The sequence below is a fragment of the Tessaracoccus antarcticus genome, assembly GCF_003688855.1.
Classification (GTDB): domain Bacteria; phylum Actinomycetota; class Actinomycetes; order Propionibacteriales; family Propionibacteriaceae; genus Arachnia; species Arachnia antarctica.
This window is the reverse complement of sequence record NZ_REFW01000001.1, coordinates 674,630-690,028: the sequence shown is the minus strand read 5'-3', so window position 1 is coordinate 690,028 and position 15,399 is coordinate 674,630. Positions and strand designations below refer to the sequence as shown.

10 protein-coding genes are annotated in these 15,399 nt (G+C 67.2%); 8 read left to right on the top strand and 2 right to left on the bottom strand.

Features of this window, described 5'->3' with window-relative positions; all coding sequences use genetic code 11:
* Positions 1 to 74 precede the first annotated feature (74 nt).
* Entirely contained in the window at positions 75 to 1,448 is a 1,374-nt protein-coding gene (locus EAX62_RS02910; protein WP_325048769.1) for an MFS transporter, read from the bottom strand.
* A gap of 116 nt (positions 1,449 to 1,564) precedes the next feature.
* Here EAX62_RS02910 and EAX62_RS02905 point away from each other — a divergent pair, with 116 nt between their 5' ends.
* From EAX62_RS02905 to EAX62_RS02885, 5 genes are all read left to right on the top strand, one after another.
* On the top strand, positions 1,565 to 1,807 hold the full coding sequence (locus tag EAX62_RS02905) for a DUF6458 family protein (protein ID WP_121900143.1): 243 nt from the start codon (positions 1,565 to 1,567) through the stop codon (positions 1,805 to 1,807).
* A gap of 205 nt (positions 1,808 to 2,012) precedes the next feature.
* Positions 2,013 to 3,299: a citrate synthase gene (locus EAX62_RS02900; RefSeq protein ID WP_121900142.1), complete on the top strand. Its 1,287-nt coding sequence runs from the start codon at positions 2,013 to 2,015 to the stop codon at positions 3,297 to 3,299.
* Positions 3,300 to 3,450: 151 nt separating this feature from the next.
* Complete coding sequence (locus EAX62_RS02895; RefSeq protein ID WP_121900141.1) at positions 3,451 to 4,644, top strand: ROK family transcriptional regulator; 1,194 nt, start codon at positions 3,451 to 3,453, stop codon at positions 4,642 to 4,644.
* Complete coding sequence (locus EAX62_RS02890) at positions 4,625 to 6,151, top strand: sulfatase-like hydrolase/transferase (protein ID WP_121900976.1); 1,527 nt, start codon at positions 4,625 to 4,627, stop codon at positions 6,149 to 6,151. The genes EAX62_RS02895 and EAX62_RS02890 overlap by 20 nt, the downstream gene beginning before the upstream one ends.
* 305 nt (positions 6,152 to 6,456) lie before the next feature.
* A complete protein-coding gene (locus tag EAX62_RS02885) occupies positions 6,457 to 7,704 on the top strand; it encodes an anaerobic sulfatase maturase (RefSeq protein ID WP_121900140.1) in 1,248 nt (415 codons plus the stop codon).
* A 138-nt stretch (positions 7,705 to 7,842) separates the two neighbouring features.
* On the opposite strand, the gene EAX62_RS02880 is transcribed toward EAX62_RS02885, so the two are convergent.
* Complete coding sequence (locus EAX62_RS02880) at positions 7,843 to 8,850, bottom strand: LacI family DNA-binding transcriptional regulator (protein ID WP_199711083.1); 1,008 nt, start codon at positions 8,848 to 8,850, stop codon at positions 7,843 to 7,845.
* A 132-nt stretch (positions 8,851 to 8,982) separates the two neighbouring features.
* On the opposite strand from EAX62_RS02880, the gene EAX62_RS17055 reads away from it, so the two are divergent.
* The 3 genes from EAX62_RS17055 to EAX62_RS02865 all read left to right on the top strand — a co-directional run bounded on the left by EAX62_RS17055 (position 8,983) and on the right by EAX62_RS02865 (position 15,337).
* Positions 8,983 to 9,768 (top strand): beta-galactosidase, encoded by a 786-nt coding sequence (locus tag EAX62_RS17055; RefSeq protein ID WP_121900139.1) that lies wholly within the window; start codon positions 8,983 to 8,985, stop codon positions 9,766 to 9,768.
* Positions 9,765 to 11,705 carry an Ig-like domain-containing protein gene (locus tag EAX62_RS02870; RefSeq protein WP_121900138.1) on the top strand — a complete coding sequence of 647 codons (1,941 nt, stop codon included), beginning with the start codon at positions 9,765 to 9,767 and terminating at the stop codon, positions 11,703 to 11,705. The genes EAX62_RS17055 and EAX62_RS02870 overlap by 4 nt, the downstream gene beginning before the upstream one ends.
* 311 nt (positions 11,706 to 12,016) lie before the next feature.
* The gene (locus EAX62_RS02865) at positions 12,017 to 15,337 is read left to right on the top strand and encodes a beta-N-acetylglucosaminidase domain-containing protein (protein WP_121900137.1); all 3,321 of its coding nucleotides are present in this window, start codon (positions 12,017 to 12,019) and stop codon (positions 15,335 to 15,337) included.
* Positions 15,338 to 15,399 lie beyond the last annotated feature (62 nt).

Below are 15,399 nucleotides of genomic sequence, written 5' to 3'. Positions count from 1 at the left end.
CCTTCAGGGGTGAGGAGGGCGTGGACAGCCCGCTGATACACAGGGGCGCAACGCGACCTGCAGGAAATCCTGGCTCACTCGAAGCTGTGCCCCTTCTCCTTGACGGGGATCATCGCGGCGAGGCCGATGAGCAGCACCAGCACGATGCCGAGGATGCCGAAGTACTGGGCGTCGCCGGTTCCGGTCAGTTTCCCGAGGAGGATGGCACCGCCGAAGGCCAGGGGCGCCAGGAAGGAGACCGCGCGGCCGGTGGTGGCGTAGAGACCGAAGATCTCGCCGGCCTTCCCCGCCGGAATGGCACGTGCCAGGAAGGAGCGGCTTGCGGACTGTGCAGGCCCCACGAACAGCGTCATGGCGAGACCACAGACCCAGAAGACCTGCTTGCCGCCGTCATGGAGGACGAAGATGGCCGACCCCAGGACCACCAGGGCCACGAGCGAGATCATGATGACTTTCTTGGGCCCGATCCGGTCATCGAGGAGGCCGAACAACATCGTGGAGACACCGGCTGCCACGTTCGCGACGATGCCGAAGATGATGATTTCGCCGTAGGTGAAGTCGAAGGTGCCCCTCGCAAGGATGGCCCCGAAGGTGAACACCCCTGCCAGCCCGTCGCGGAACAGCGCCGAGGCGATCAGGAACCTGATCGTGTCGGGTGAGCTCCGGTGGATACGCCTGAGCGTGGTGAACAGGGCACCGTACGCCTTCCGCACACCCAGCCGTGGCACCGGTTCCGGGCGCGGTTGGTCGCGCAGCGCCAGGAAGATGGGGATGGTGAAGATGGCCGTCCACGCACCACACATGAGCATGGCGAAGCGCACGTCATCGGAGTCGAAGTCGATGCCGCGGATGGCGACGATCAGCAGCAGGATCGCGATGCCGCCGATGTAGCCCATGCCCCACCCAAGGCCGGACACCTTGCCCACGGACTTCGGCGTCGACACCTGGTCGATGGCGGCGTAGTAGTTGACGTTGGCGATCTCCGCCACTACGTTGCCCACGCCCAGCAGCACCAGCCCGAGGATGAGGAAGCCGGGTTCCGGCGCCACGAACCACAGCGAGGCAGACAGGGCCGCCAGCACCCATGTCTGCCAGCGCAGGTTGAACATGCGCTTGCCTGTGCGGTCCGAGCCCTGCCCGAGGACGGGTGCGAGGAGCGCGATGAAAAGTCCCGCAATCCCCGTGGACAGCGACAGCGCCAACGACGTCGACTCGGTGGTGCCGAAGGCCTCCGAGGTCAGGTACACCGAGAACACGAAGGTGGTGATGACCGTCTGGAAGGGCTGAGTTCCCCAGTCCCACAAGCCCCAACTGAGCACCTTCCACGGGGGAGCCTTCTCCGTGGCGAGGTTGCCCTCCACCAGGGCCCGCTCGGCGGCCTCCAACGAGTCCGTGTCGTAGGCGGGCAAGGGCTGCGGACCGGCGCCGTCGCCGTCGATAGTGCTCACAGGCGTGAGGGTAGCCGCAAAGGGCGCCCACCAAACCCTGTTCCATGTGACCGATCCGGCGCTAGGGTGAGGGGGCCCCTCTCGTGGGCAACACATTGTGCACTAGGAGAATCACCATGCGTATCGGCACTTCCATCTTCCTGCTCGCCCTGGGCGCGGTCCTGGCCTTCGCCGTCAATGCTGAGGTCCCCTTCATCAGTCTGGACCTCGTCGGCTACATTTTGATGGCCTGTGGCGTCGTCGGTCTCATCTGGTCGCTCATGGCCTCGCAGCGCAACCGCAGCGTCGAAACCCGTACGGTCAATGACCCCGGCACCGGCGAAACCATCACCCGTTCAGAGTCGCACGACGGCCTCTGAGTTCCCGTCCTGGACGAACTCGACGGGGTGCACCCACCCCGTGTGACCGCGGGCAGGGCCACCAGTCCATGCCCCCGCGGCAACCCACCCCTTGTGGATTCCCCACAACCCCTGTTCCCGTGGCCTGTATGGTTGCGAGGGCAAACCAGCGTTGGACCATCCGCGACCACGATGTCGTCGGCACCAGGAAGGCACTCTGAAGACGATGACCGAAAGCGCCACTTTCAAGCATCAGGACACCGAACTGCAGTTCCCGGTGGTCCATGCCAGCAACGGCAACGACGGGTACGACATCAGCCAGCTGCTGTCCAAGACCGGCAATGTCACTCTGGACCCCGGTTTCGTCAATACGGCGTCGTGCGAGTCCACAATCACTTTCATCGACGGCAACGAGGGCATCCTGCGCTACCGCGGGTACCCCATCGAACAGCTCGCCGAGCAAGCAACGTTCCTCGAGGTCTCGTTTCTCCTCATCTATGGCCACCTGCCCTCGCAGGACGAGCTCTCGACGTTCGAGGGCAAGGTCTCGAACCGCATGATGCTCGATGAGCGGATGCGCGAGCTGTACCGTTGCTTCCCGCGCGGCGCCCACCCCATGCAGGTGCTGGCCTCCGGCGTGATGGCGCTCGGATCGTTCAACCGCGACACGCTCGACGTCCACGATCCGGACCAGGTGGAGGCTGCGAGCCTGCGCCTCATTGGCTCCATGCCCACCCTGGCGGCCTATGCGTACAAGAGCTCCGTGGGGGAGCCCTTCCTGTACCCGCAGAAGCACCTCAGCTACGTCGAGAACTACCTGCGCCTGTCCTTCGGCACGCCGCAGGAGGAGTACGAGATTGACCCGGCAGTGGTCAAGGCCTTTGAGACCCTCTTCATCCTGCACGCCGACCACGAACAGAACTGCTCCACGGCGACGGTCCGTATGGTCGGCTCCGCGGACGCCAGCATCTACGCCTCCATGTCCGCTGGCGTCAACGCCCTGTCGGGGCCGCTCCACGGCGGTGCCAACCAGGCCGTGCTGGAGATGCTGGTCAAGCTCCGCGAGGAGGGCGTGGACATGAAAACCTACGTCTCCCAGGTCAAGGACAAGAAGTCCGGCGTGAAGCTCATGGGCTTCGGACACCGGGTCTACAAGAACTACGACCCCCGCGCCAAGATCATCAAGGGGCACGCCGACGAACTGCTGCGCGCCTCGGGCAAGTCCAACGCCCTGCTGGACATGGCGCTGGAGTTGGAGGAGACGGCGCTGAACGACGAGTACTTCATTGAGCGCAAGCTGTACCCGAACGTCGACTTCTACACCGGCCTCATCTACGAGGCCATGGGCTTCCCCGCCAAGTACTTCACGGCACTGTTCGCCCTCGGCCGGCTCCCCGGCTGGATCGCCCAGTGGCGCGAGGAGCACGCGGACCCGTCCCGCAAGATCAGCCGCCCCCGCCAGGTCTATGTGGGCGAGACGGAGCGCAACTACGTGCCCATCGCCGAGCGTTGAGCTGCTGACCCCATGACTGCCTGACGGGCCGTCGGACCTCCGGGGGCCCGACGGCCCGTCGTCGTGTGCGGTCACAGGTTATGTCCACAGCGTTGACAATACTTCGCCGTCCACCTACCGTGGCCGCAACGAAGGAGGCCGACGCCGCACCGTGAGCTCCACAGCACTCAGCGCCATACGACTGGCCAACACCCGTGCCGTCATCGGGGCCCTCGACGCCCACGGGGGCATGTCCCGTGCGCAGCTGTGCACCGCCACGGGCTTGTCCCGCACCACCACGCACGCCATCCTGCGTGAACTGATGGATGACGGCGTCGTGATCGAGGGCCCCGCCACCCCCCTCGGCGGCCCGGGCAGACCCGAGCGCCGCCTGCGCCTGGATCCTGGTGCAGGCGTTGTCATGGGCATCGAGTTGGGGCGCTCCCAGGCTGCAGCGGTGGTGCTGAACTGGTCCGGCGTCGTCCTCTGGTCCTCGACAACCGCCGTCGACGACCCCCTGGACTGGGACGCCTCCGTGGCCATACTCATGGAACTCGTGGGCAGGGCAACGGCTCCCCCGCGTGCCGGGACCAACAAGCTCCGCCACGCCCTCGTGGGACTGCCCGGGCTCATGCCGTCGTCCCCGCATCACGTGGGCACCGACGAGCGCGACCGCCGCATCGCCGACGTGCGCTCCCGCCTCACCGAGAGTCTGGGCGTGCCGGTGGGAGTGACCGGCAACACAAGGCTGGCCGCGGTGGCCGAGTTCCGGGGCCGCGGCCTCGCCCAGGAGACCCTCATCTACTGCCATCTCTCCCGCGGCGTGGGCGCTGCCATCGTGCTGGGAGGCCACCTGCTGCGCGGTGCCACCAACAGCGCTGGCGAGTTCGGGCACATGCGCACCACCGACGACGGACCCCCCTGCCACTGCGGCTCCCACGGATGCCTCGAGACTCTCGTGGGGACCGATCGCGTTCTGGCGCAGGCGCGCGATGTTCGCCCCGACCTGCAGGACTTCGACGACCTCTGCCGGCGGACGGCCACCGACCCGGCACTGCGGCGTCTGGCCGAGGACACGGCCCGGACCCTGGGGCGCGCCGTCGGCAACATGTGCAACATCATCAACCCCGAGCACGTGGTGCTCGGCGGCGATCTGGTCCGGCTCACGGACGACTGGGATGTCCTGGTCGCGGCGGGACTGGATGACACGGCGCTGGGACAGGTACAGGAAGGCATGAGCCTCTCCACGTCCCTGCACGGCCGACAGGCCGCTTCCCACGGCGCCGGACTGCTTGCTCTCGACCACATCCTGGGTCGGGCGAATCTCCTGGAAAGCGATGGATCCCATGACCCCACCCACCACTGAGCGTCCCCGCAACGTGCTGGTCATCATGACCGACCAACACCGCGTCGACACCATTGGTGCCCTGCTGGCGCCGGGCGCCAAGGGCGTGCACACGCCCAACATCGACCGGTTGGCGGCCGAGGGCTTCGCGTTCACCCAGGCCATGACCCCCACCCCCATCTGCACCCCTGCGCGCACGAGCCTGCTCACGGGTGCCGCCCCGTTCCGGCACAAGGTACTGGCCAACCACGAGTGGAACATCGGCTACCAGACCGAGCTGGACCCCAGCAGCTGGACCTACACCCAGGCCCTGCGGGACGCCGGCTACAACGTCGGGCTCGTCGGGAAGTACCACGTGGGCGAGGCCAACCCGCCCTCGGTCTTCGGCATGGACGACGACTCGTTCGAAGGCGCCACCAACCCCGTGGGCAATCCGCGCTACACGCAGTGGCTCGCGGACAATGGGCTGCCACCCGTGCGCATCACGGACGCGATCCGCGGAACCCTCCCCGGCAACCGACCCGGTCACGTGCTGGCGGGCAGGCTGCAGCAACCTCTGGAGGCCACCTTTGAGCGCTTCCTCACCGACATCGCCATCGGGAAGGTGCGCGAGTACGCCGCCGAGTGGCACAGCAACGCCACCCCCTTCTGTCTTCACATGCACTACTTCGGCCCGCACCTGCCGTACGTCATCCCCGACGAGTACTTCGACCTCATCGATCCCGACGACATCGAGCTGCCGGCGTCGTTCGGCGAGACATTCCTGAACAAGCCCCCGGTGCAGCAGAACTACTCCACCTACTGGTCGGCTGACTCCTTCGACGCCGCCGAGTGGCGCAAGCTCATCGCCATCTATCGCGGCTACGTCGCCATGATCGACCTGGAGGTGGGCCGCCTTCTGGACGCCCTCGAGGAGCAGGGGGTCCGGGAGGAGACGAGCATTTTCTTCACGGCCGACCACGGCGAGTTCACGGGCGCGCACCGCCTCAACGACAAGGGCCCCGCCGCCTACGACGACATCCTCAACATCCCCATGCTCGCCCACGTCCCCGGGGTGTCCCACCACGGCCAGTCGGACGCCTTCGTGTCGCTGCTCGACGTGCCCGCCACCATCATGGAGCTCGCAGGCCTCGATCAGTCGCTGGTGGTCGACGGCCGTTCGCTGCTCCACCTGGCGTGGGATGCACAGACGGAGCCGTGGCGTCGAGACATTGTCACGGAGTTCCACGGGCACCACTTCCCGCTGCAGCAGCGGGTGCTCATCACGCCGGAGTGGAAGCTCGTGGTCAGCCCGGAGTCGGTGAACGAGCTCTACGACAGGGTCAACGACACCAACGAACTGGTCAATCGCCACGGCGACCCCGACGTCGACGACGTCCGCAAGCGCCTTGCCACCTGCCTGCACACCATCCTGGCTGACCGGGGCGACAAGGCGTTCGCCAACTGGATGCTCGCCACCACGGATTTCGACGTGCCCATGACGGCCATCTCCCACCAGGACTACGACGCGGTGGAGGGCAACGACTGACCCCGGGGGTCCTGGGCTCGTGCATTCGCGGGTCATGTAGTGGTTCACCACCGGTGTGGCATTGCCCGCCACACAGCTGACGGCGAGGATGTTGAACTCCGGGCTGGACGCCGAGAACAGCACGCCATGGCGTCGTCGATACCGGTGCCCAACATCCAGGATCACGTCGATGGTTGTCATGGTGGAGTCACTCTCAGTGACGGCTGGGATTCCCTCGCGTGGGCGTTGCCCCACCCCGTCACAGGGGCCCCCGTGCCCGTGGTTACAGTGACACTACAACCGGCCACGAGTGGATGCGAGGACCGATGCGTCGCGACCTGCCGTTCTCCGTGGTGACGAAACCCACGGGCGCGGCCTGCAACCTCGACTGCACCTACTGCTTCTTCCTGTCCAAGGAACTGTTGTACGACGCCGACGGCCAGCGCATGTCCGAGGCGACACTGCGCGCCCTCATCGCCAATCAACTGGACTCGCAGCCCGACGGCGACGTGATGCTGGTGTGGCAGGGCGGAGAGCCCACGATGCGTGGTCTCGCCTTCTACAGGGAGGCGGTACGGCTCGGCAACGAACTCACGCGACCGCAGCAGGTTGTGCAGCACTCGATGCAGACCAATGGCACGCTGCTCGACGACGACTGGTGTGAGTTCCTGGCCGCCGAGAACTTCCTCGTGGGCCTGTCGGTGGATGGCCCGGAGAACCTGCACGACGCCTACCGCGTCAACAAGGCGGGCCGGGGAACCCACACGCGGGTGGTGCGCGGGTGGGAGTTGCTTCGCAAGCACTCCGTCGACACCAATGTTCTGTGCACCGTGAACGCGGCCAATGCCGAGCACGGCGCAGAGGTCTACCGGTGGTTCCGGGATGAATTGGGCGCCACGTTCCTGCAGTTCATCCCCATCGTGGAGCGTGTCCCCGCGGCCGACCTCGCCACGGCAGAGCAGGGCTGGATCGGACCCGACGGTGCACGGCTGCTCTACCGGCAGGCCGGGAATGCCGTGACGTCCCGCTCGGTGACCGGTGAGCAGTGGGGACGGTTCCTGTGCGAGGTGTTCGACGAGTGGCGCGCCCGCGACGTCGGCCGGGTGTTCGTGCAGCATTTCGACACCATGCTGGCCGCCCGCTTCGGCCAGTACTCGCTGTGCGTGCACGCCCCCGAGTGCGGCACCGCGCTGGCGGTGGAGCACAACGGCGACATCTATTCCTGCGACCACTACGTGGAGCCCGGCTTCGAACTCGGCAACATCCACACCGACCGGCTGGCCGAGGTCCTCGTCAGCGACCAACAAGGCAAGTTTGGCCGCTCCAAGCGCACGGCGTTGACGGCGCAGTGTCGTCGCTGCCCCGTCCGGTGGGCCTGCCACGGTGGCTGTCCCAAGGATCGCTTTGCCACCTCCCTCGACGGCGAGGCGGGGCAGAATTTCCTGTGCGAGGGCTACTACGGTTTCTTCACGCACGCCACCGAAGGGATGGAGCAGATGGCAGCTCTGCTGCAGGCCGGACGCGCGCCAGCAGAGGTGATGGCGACCCACGCCATGACCGCTCAGCGCTCCTGAGCGATTCCAGAGGCGCAACTCCCGTGACAGGGCGACCAGCGCTGGAGTTCACACTGCGCTGACGGCGAGGCGACGCCCCAACGGACAGGGGGCTGCCGCGCCAGAGGCGGAGCAGCCCCGTTCAAAGGTGTGGAGGGGTCAACGCCACGGTGGTGCGGTCGATTGACGCACCACCAGGCTGGTGGGCACCAGGTCCACGCCCGGGGGCACGCTGTCGCCCTCGATCCTCCTGATGAGCATCTCCACGCACCGACGGCCCACCTCGTCGAAGTTCTGGTGCACCGTTGTCAGCGGGACGGGGAAGTTGGCCGCCAGGGCAATGTCATCGAAACCCACGACGGAGACGTCCTGCGGGACCCGAATGCCCCGCTCCCCGAGGGCACGCATCAGGCCCAGCGCCATTTCGTCGTTCGCGACGAACACGGCGGTCGCCACGCCATCGTCAGCGATGTGGACACCGGCCCGGTATCCGGATTCCGCACTCCAGTCCCCGATGATGGGCTCCGGCACGGGGCGTCCGTGGGCCACCAGGTACTCCCGCCAGGAGTCAGCGCGTGCAGCAGCGGAGAACGAGTTCTCCGGACCACCCACGTGGTGCACCGTCGAATGCCCCAGGCCCAGAAGGTGATCCATGACGGCACGCGTTCCGCTGGCCTGGTCGGAATCGACCACGGGGAAGCGGTAGGCGGCATTGGAGTCAACGATCACGAGCCGGTCGTACGGAAGCCGGGTCAGGTGCAGTTCATCCGCCGCCTCGATCTCCAGCAGGAGGATGGCCCCATCCACGGCAGCCTCGGACATCCGATGGAAGATGTTGCCCAGGTTCTCGTCGCTGGCTTCGTCAAGTGTCATGACGGTCATGGAATACCCGTGCTGGTTGGCAGATCTGACAATCCCCTCCAGCGTGAGGTAGTTGCCGGTGGACGTCAGGCCCGAGAGGACGACCCCGAGGGACTGGAACGATCCCCGCTTCAGGGCACGGGCTGCCGAGTTGGGCCGGTACCTGAGGTCTTCCATGGCATCCAACACCCTCTGGCGCGTGCCGTCCACGACACCGGGGTGCTCGTTGGCCACCCGTGACACCGTCTGCGGAGACACGCCCGCATAGCGCGCGACGTCGGCCATGGAGACCGATTGCTTTGACATGGGGCTAGTACACCACACGCCACGCAGCACATGATTGCGCAACCGCGTGCCCGTGGGGCATGATGTCCTCCTGCGATGGTTGCGTAATCATACGAGGCTGTCAGAAGGCTGGGAACTCGACGAGGAGTGGTTGTGACGTTTGAAGTGGCCGACGACGGCTTCCGGCTGGACGGGGACCCGTTCCAGGTGATCTCCGGGTCGTTGCACTACTTTCGCGTCCACCCGGATCTGTGGGAGGACCGCCTCATCAAGGCTCGCCAGCTGGGGCTCAACACCATTGACACCTACGTCGGCGTGCGCGGTCGCGGCACCAGCGGTTCGGGCGGCCTCGACACCACCCCGTACGCCCTGAAGATGCAGGACGACGGCGCCTGGCAGTTCCTGCGCCGGGGTGCCGTCGTGGCCAACGGTTCAGCCGCCACAACCGGCTGGGACCCGGCTGCCTGGCACCGGCTCTCCGTCCGTGCCGCCGGCGCCCACATCACCGGATCCATCGATGGCGACGAGGTCTTCTCCTACACCGACCCCAACCCGTACCTGGCCGGTTTCGTGGATCTCGCCAGCGGATTCCACTACACGCAGTTCGACAACCTGCGCGTGGAACAGGTCGAGGGTCACCTCCCCCACTACGGCGAGCACCTCGACAACATGGAGATGAACGACCTGGCCGCGGACCCCGCACCCAAGCTCGTCTTCGACGGTACGTGGTCACACCGCAACGGATTGGGCAGCACGAGTTCCAGCGCTCACGCTCGACGAGCACGTCCGCCGGCGCCAGTGTCAGCTATACCTTCACCGGCTCCGGTCTGGACCTCATCGCCGGCAACGGCTACGCACAGGCCACGTTCGACATCCACGTCGACGGCGACCTCCTGGCCGCCAACGTCTCCACCCAACCCACCGACTGGTTCCAGATGAGCCACTCGCTGAGGGGGCTGGAGTGGGGCAAGCACACCGTCCGGTTCACACAGACCTCCGGCAGCCTGGACATCGACGCTGTCGGCGTCGCAAGCACCCCTGCGCTGGCACCCGCCTCCGCCGGACCGATCGTCGCACCGTTGGCCAACGCGAGGGCAACACAGCGTTCCGACGCCTTCACCGATGACAGCTGGGCGTTGCTGCAACGCCTCATCACCCAGGCGGACCGCGCCGTCACGAACCCCGCGGCCTACCGTCTTGACGGTGAGGGCGTCGAGCAGATCGTGGAAAGGCTGCAGAGGGCGACCAATCCGGAGTTGTCGCGGATCATCAGCCTGGAGAGCCCCCACCTCGCCACATGGCAGGGTGAGGCTCCGGAGCTGCCGGCCACTGTGACGGCGACGCTGGACGACGGCTCCACCCTCCCGGTGGACGTCGAATGGAACGCCGTGGACGATTCCGCCTTCGGCAACGCCTGGTCCGTCGTCGAGATCACGGGCACCCACGGACCGCTGGCCGCCTCGGCCCGCGTCGAGGTCGTGCCGCGCGGCACGGTCGCCTTCGGTGACGTGAACGCCTCCGCCGCCGGTGACCTCGGCCGCAACTCTCCCGCGTGGGTCGCCATCAACGGCCTCGTGGGCGGTCTCGTCAACGAGGCACCGGACCAGGTCCGGGAAGGCGATGCCACGTGGGGCCACTGGGCGCAGACCGCGCAGGGCACCAAGAACATCGCCCCCAAGGGCATCGTGACCGGCCCCTATGACAAGACCACCACCACAGGCATCTCCACGGCCAACGCTGTGGGCGCCCAGGTGGAGTACACCTTCGACCTGGCGGCGGGCGACTACACCATCACCGCAGCCAGCCACACGTGGTGGCCGGGGAATGCCCGTAGTGCCGCTGCGTCCATCGTCCACGACGGACAGAGCACGCCGCTGCGGAGCATCACCCTCGGCGCCTCACACCCTACGGAGGTCATCAGCGGGGACATCACGCTGGCGAAGGACGGTCGTGTGACGTTCATCCTGAAGGCGACCAACGGCCAGTCCCCTCTGTTGTCGTGGGCGGCGGCCGTTCGACACGACGCTCCGGCGACGTACTCGGTGGCCTACGACCTCAACGGCGGCGAGGGCGCCGTGCCCGCACCGCGGACCGGTGCGGCGTGGACGGACGACGGCTTCTTCGCGGATGCGAGCGGGTTGACCAGACCCGGTCACACCTTCGAGGGCTGGAACACGGCTTCCGACGGTGGCGGAATCCCCGCCACGGCCACGACTGCCTACTCGGAACTCGCGGGCGGCGACGTCGGCCAGTTGAGCATCACCCTCTACGCCCAGTGGAAGGACTCCGGGCCCACAGCAGAACCCTCCCCGGAACCCTCCGAGGAGCCGTCCGTCGAACCCTCCCCGGAACCGTCCGTCGAACCCTCCGCGGGACCCTCGCCGAAGCCCACCCAGGGCCCCACGCAGGTGCCGACGGTGACAGTCACGGCACCACCGTCGGTTCGGCCGACACCTGTGGGTGACGTGTACTCCACGCCCGGGTTCCATGTGGTCAACGGGCGCAAGTGGTACACGGCCTGCGAACCGTACTCGCGGACGGTCCGCTGCCGCACCGAGATCTGGGCCACCCAGGTCACGTCCGTCAACGGGGTGTTCGTCACGAGCAACGGTTGGGTGTTCAACAACCTCACCTACCTGCCGCTCATGACCCGCGCGCAGTGGAGCGCCAACCCTCTCGGCCACGCCACGTCGTGGACGGCCGCTGATGGTCGCAGGTGGAAGACGGAGTGCGACACCGTCGCCACCGGTTCCAACGGTTGCCGGTCCTGGGCATGGACCACGTTCGTCGCCTCACGACAGAACAGCAACGGGACGTGGACCCACTTCCACTCGCAGGGGTGGGTGTTCAACAACATCGTGCGTTTCGCACGCTGATCCGCCCCGCCCCGCACTGCTCGGCCCGGCCATCCTCCAGGGTGGCCGGGCCGAGCCCCTTTTCACCGTGCGCAACTCCATGACGCCTTGTGCCTGACCACCTCCAGCAAGCGCCCGCCATCGGCAGTTGCACACCAGTGTCGGCGGATGTGGACGACGTCCACGTCGGTGTGACCCGGCGCGGCGGGTCCGGTTGTGCTGTCGCACCCGTCGACAAACCGGTGACACATTCTGCACACTTCGACGCCCCCGCCCACGATGGTCACCCCCGCGGGGGAGGATGCAGGCACCTTTCCCCCCAAGGAGCCCCCATGAAGAGATCCCTTTGCCTGGCTGTGAGTGCGGCGATGATGGTGGCCGGGTTGGTCACCGGACCGCTTGCCGCCCAGGCCGTCGAACCGGCCAGAGTTCTGCCCACACCCCAGGAAGTCGTCGACACCGGGACGGCGGTCGACCTGTCCGGCGCCGTCACCGTCGTTGCGAAGGGTGACGTGGACGAGCCGTCGAAGCGTGCCCTCGCCGAGGTCCTGACCGACGCGGGTGCCACCGCCACCTGGGCCACCACCGCCCCGGCCACCGGGACAGTCATCCAGTTCGGCACCAGCGACACCGCCACGCAGGCCGTCGCCACCACCCTTGGCGTGGAGAACGCCTCCACCCTGAAGGCCGACGGCTACGTCGTGGCCAACGGGACGAACGGCGGCCGTGACGTGGTCCTGGTGGAGGGCCACGACGCTCCCGGACTGTTCTACGCCGTCCAGACGGTGCGTCAGCTCCTGAACGGCGACGGCGTCATGGCCGCCGCCACCATCCGCGACTGGCCCCTCATGCCCATCCGTGGCGCCATCGAGGGTTTCTACGGAATCCCCTGGTCGCACCAGGCGCGTCTGGACCAGCTCGACTTCTACGGGCTCCACAAAATGAACACCTACATCTACACGCCCAAGGACGACGCGTACCTGCGCACCCAGTGGCGGCAGCTGTACCCCGCTGAGGAACTCGCGCAGCTGAAAGAACTCGTGGACGAGGCCAGGGCCAACCACGTCGAGTTCGTGTTCGCGCTCTCCCCCGGCAACGACATCTGCTACTCCAAGCAGGCCGACTTCGACGCCACCGTCGCCAAGTTCGAGCAACTGCGCGGCATCGGCGTCACCACGTTCTACATCGCGCTGGACGACATCGACCCGTACCTGAAGTGCGCCGAGGACCTTGCCCAGTTCACCTCCTCCGGCTTCCGGAAGCTGGCCGACGGTCAGGCCTTCTACCTCAACAAGGTGGTCAACCAGTACGTGAAGGTGCACGGACTCAAGCCGCTGCAGACGGTCCCCACCAACTACGCCGGCTCCGCACCCGACCCCTACAAGGAACAGTTCGGCCAGCAGGTGGACAAGTCGGTCATCATCCAGTGGACCGGTGAGGGCGTCTTCTCCGACCAGATCACCATGGCCTCCGCCGAACGGGCCAAGACCACCTACGTCACCGACCACCTCTACATCTGGGACAACTTCCCGGTCAACGACGGCCAGCCCGACAGGCTCTTCCTGAACCCGTTCACGGGCCGCGCCCCCACCCTGCACCAGGTCCTCGACGGGTTCACCTCGAACCCCATGGTGCAGTCCTACGCCTCCATGATCGCGCTGGCCGGGTACGGCGACTACACGTGGAGCGGCCCCGGCTACGATGCGGCCGCCACGCAGGCAGCCATCATCGACGAACTGGCCGGTGACGACGCCACGGTCCGCGAAGCACTCGCGGTGTTCGTGGACCTGAACCAGGACTGGCGCCCCTACCGGCCCACCTCACCGCAGGCCCCCGCGCTGAGCGCCGACATCGTCGCCTTCTGGGCCGCCGTCGACGCCGGCGACACCGCCGGCATGAAGCCCCTGCGTGACCGCCTGGCCACCATCCAGGCGCTGCCCACCACGTTGCAGGGCATGGCCACCACCGGGTTCTACGCCGACTCCAAGCCGTGGATCGATGCCGCCTCCGAGTGGGCTGGCGCTGCCGCCACAGCGGTGGACGCCGTCGTGGCCATGAAGGCCGAGGACATGCCCGCCGCCGCCAGCGCCATCCTGGAGTCCGTGTCGCTGCGCGCATCCGCCCGCACCACCATGCGGGTCTCCATGCTGCGGGGCGACACCGTGACACCCAACCAGCTTGTGCCCCGCGTGGGCGACGGCCAGTTCGACGTGTTCCTGTCCCGCGCCTACACCGCCTTCGAGGCGTCGCTCGGCGCCGAACCCGTCGGCGCAGGCGCAGCACTGCCCGCCACGGCGTCCCGTTCCGCCGACCTCGGGCAGTACCAGAACAACGCCGTCACCAACATGACTGACGCCAACGTGTCCACCCTGTGGTGGTCCAACGCAGCCCCCACCACCGACTCGTGGGTCCAGGTGGACCTCGGTGCCACCCAGGCTGTGGGCAGCATCGCCGTCCACCAGGCCGACAGGGACGACGCCGCCGGTGACATGTTCTACCGTGCCGAGCTGCAGTACTCCCTCGACGGGACCGCATGGATCTCCGCAGGCATGTACGACGACACCGTCGTCATCCGCGCCGACTTCGCCGCCCCGGTCCAGGCGCGCTACGTCCGCGTACGCGCCACCGCCCCCAACCCGGGCGGCCAGTGGGTCAAGATCCGCGAGTTCGTGGTGACGGGACCCGTGACCGGGTTCGACACCAACATCGCCGTGGACGCCGGCTCCGCCCCCAGCGGCGCCTTCGACGTGGACGTCGAGACGGCACTGAGGGGTACAGCCGAGGCGGGCAACCACATCACCCGCCTACTGGACGCGCCCCAGACGGGTGGGTCGGTACTCCTCATGGGCACCGCCGCCGGCGCCGTCGAGGTGAAGACGGCCGACGGCTGGGTGAAGATTGGCGACACCGTCGCCGACTCCTCGCTTGGAGCCGTGAACGTCCCCGAGGGGGTCAGCTTCACGGGTGCGCGCATCCTGCTGCAGGCCGGTGAGGTGTCCGTGACGGAGTTCCTCGTGTCCACCCTGACGGCACCCGAGGTCACACCCACGGCCACCGCGACGGCAACAGCGACCACGACCGCCACCGTGACCGCCACAGCGACAGCGACAGCGACAGCGACAGCCACCGTGACGGCCACAACAACGGCCACCGCGACAGCGACAAACACCGTGACCGTCACCCCGAGCGCGACGGCCTCCACGAAGCCCAGCGCCACCCCCACGGTGAAGCCGGTCGACGGGACCACTCTCTACACGACGCCGGGCTTCCACAAGGTCAACGGCCGCGACTGGTACACCACCTGTGAGCCCTACTCCCAGACCACCCGCTGCCGCACCGAGATCTGGTCCACCCAGGTCAGCCTCGTGAACGGTGTTCACATCCAGGAAACGGGCTGGCACTTCAACAACCTGACCTACCTCCCCGAGATGACGAGGGCTGCCTGGGGCAACAACCCGCTCGCGAACCCCGGCACCTTCACCTCCGACGGCCGGGCCTGGCGCACCGAGTGCAACACCCCCGCCACCGGCAGGAACGGGTGCCGCAGCTTCATCTGGGCGCCCGTCACCTCGGCCACCAAGAAGGCCGACGGCACCTGGGCCTACAGCACAACGAAGGGGTGGGTGTTCAACAACATCGTCCGCTTCAGGTAGACGCACCCACCCACCCTCACCCACCAGACGGGGCCCGGCACACCGCCGGGCCCCGTCCTGCA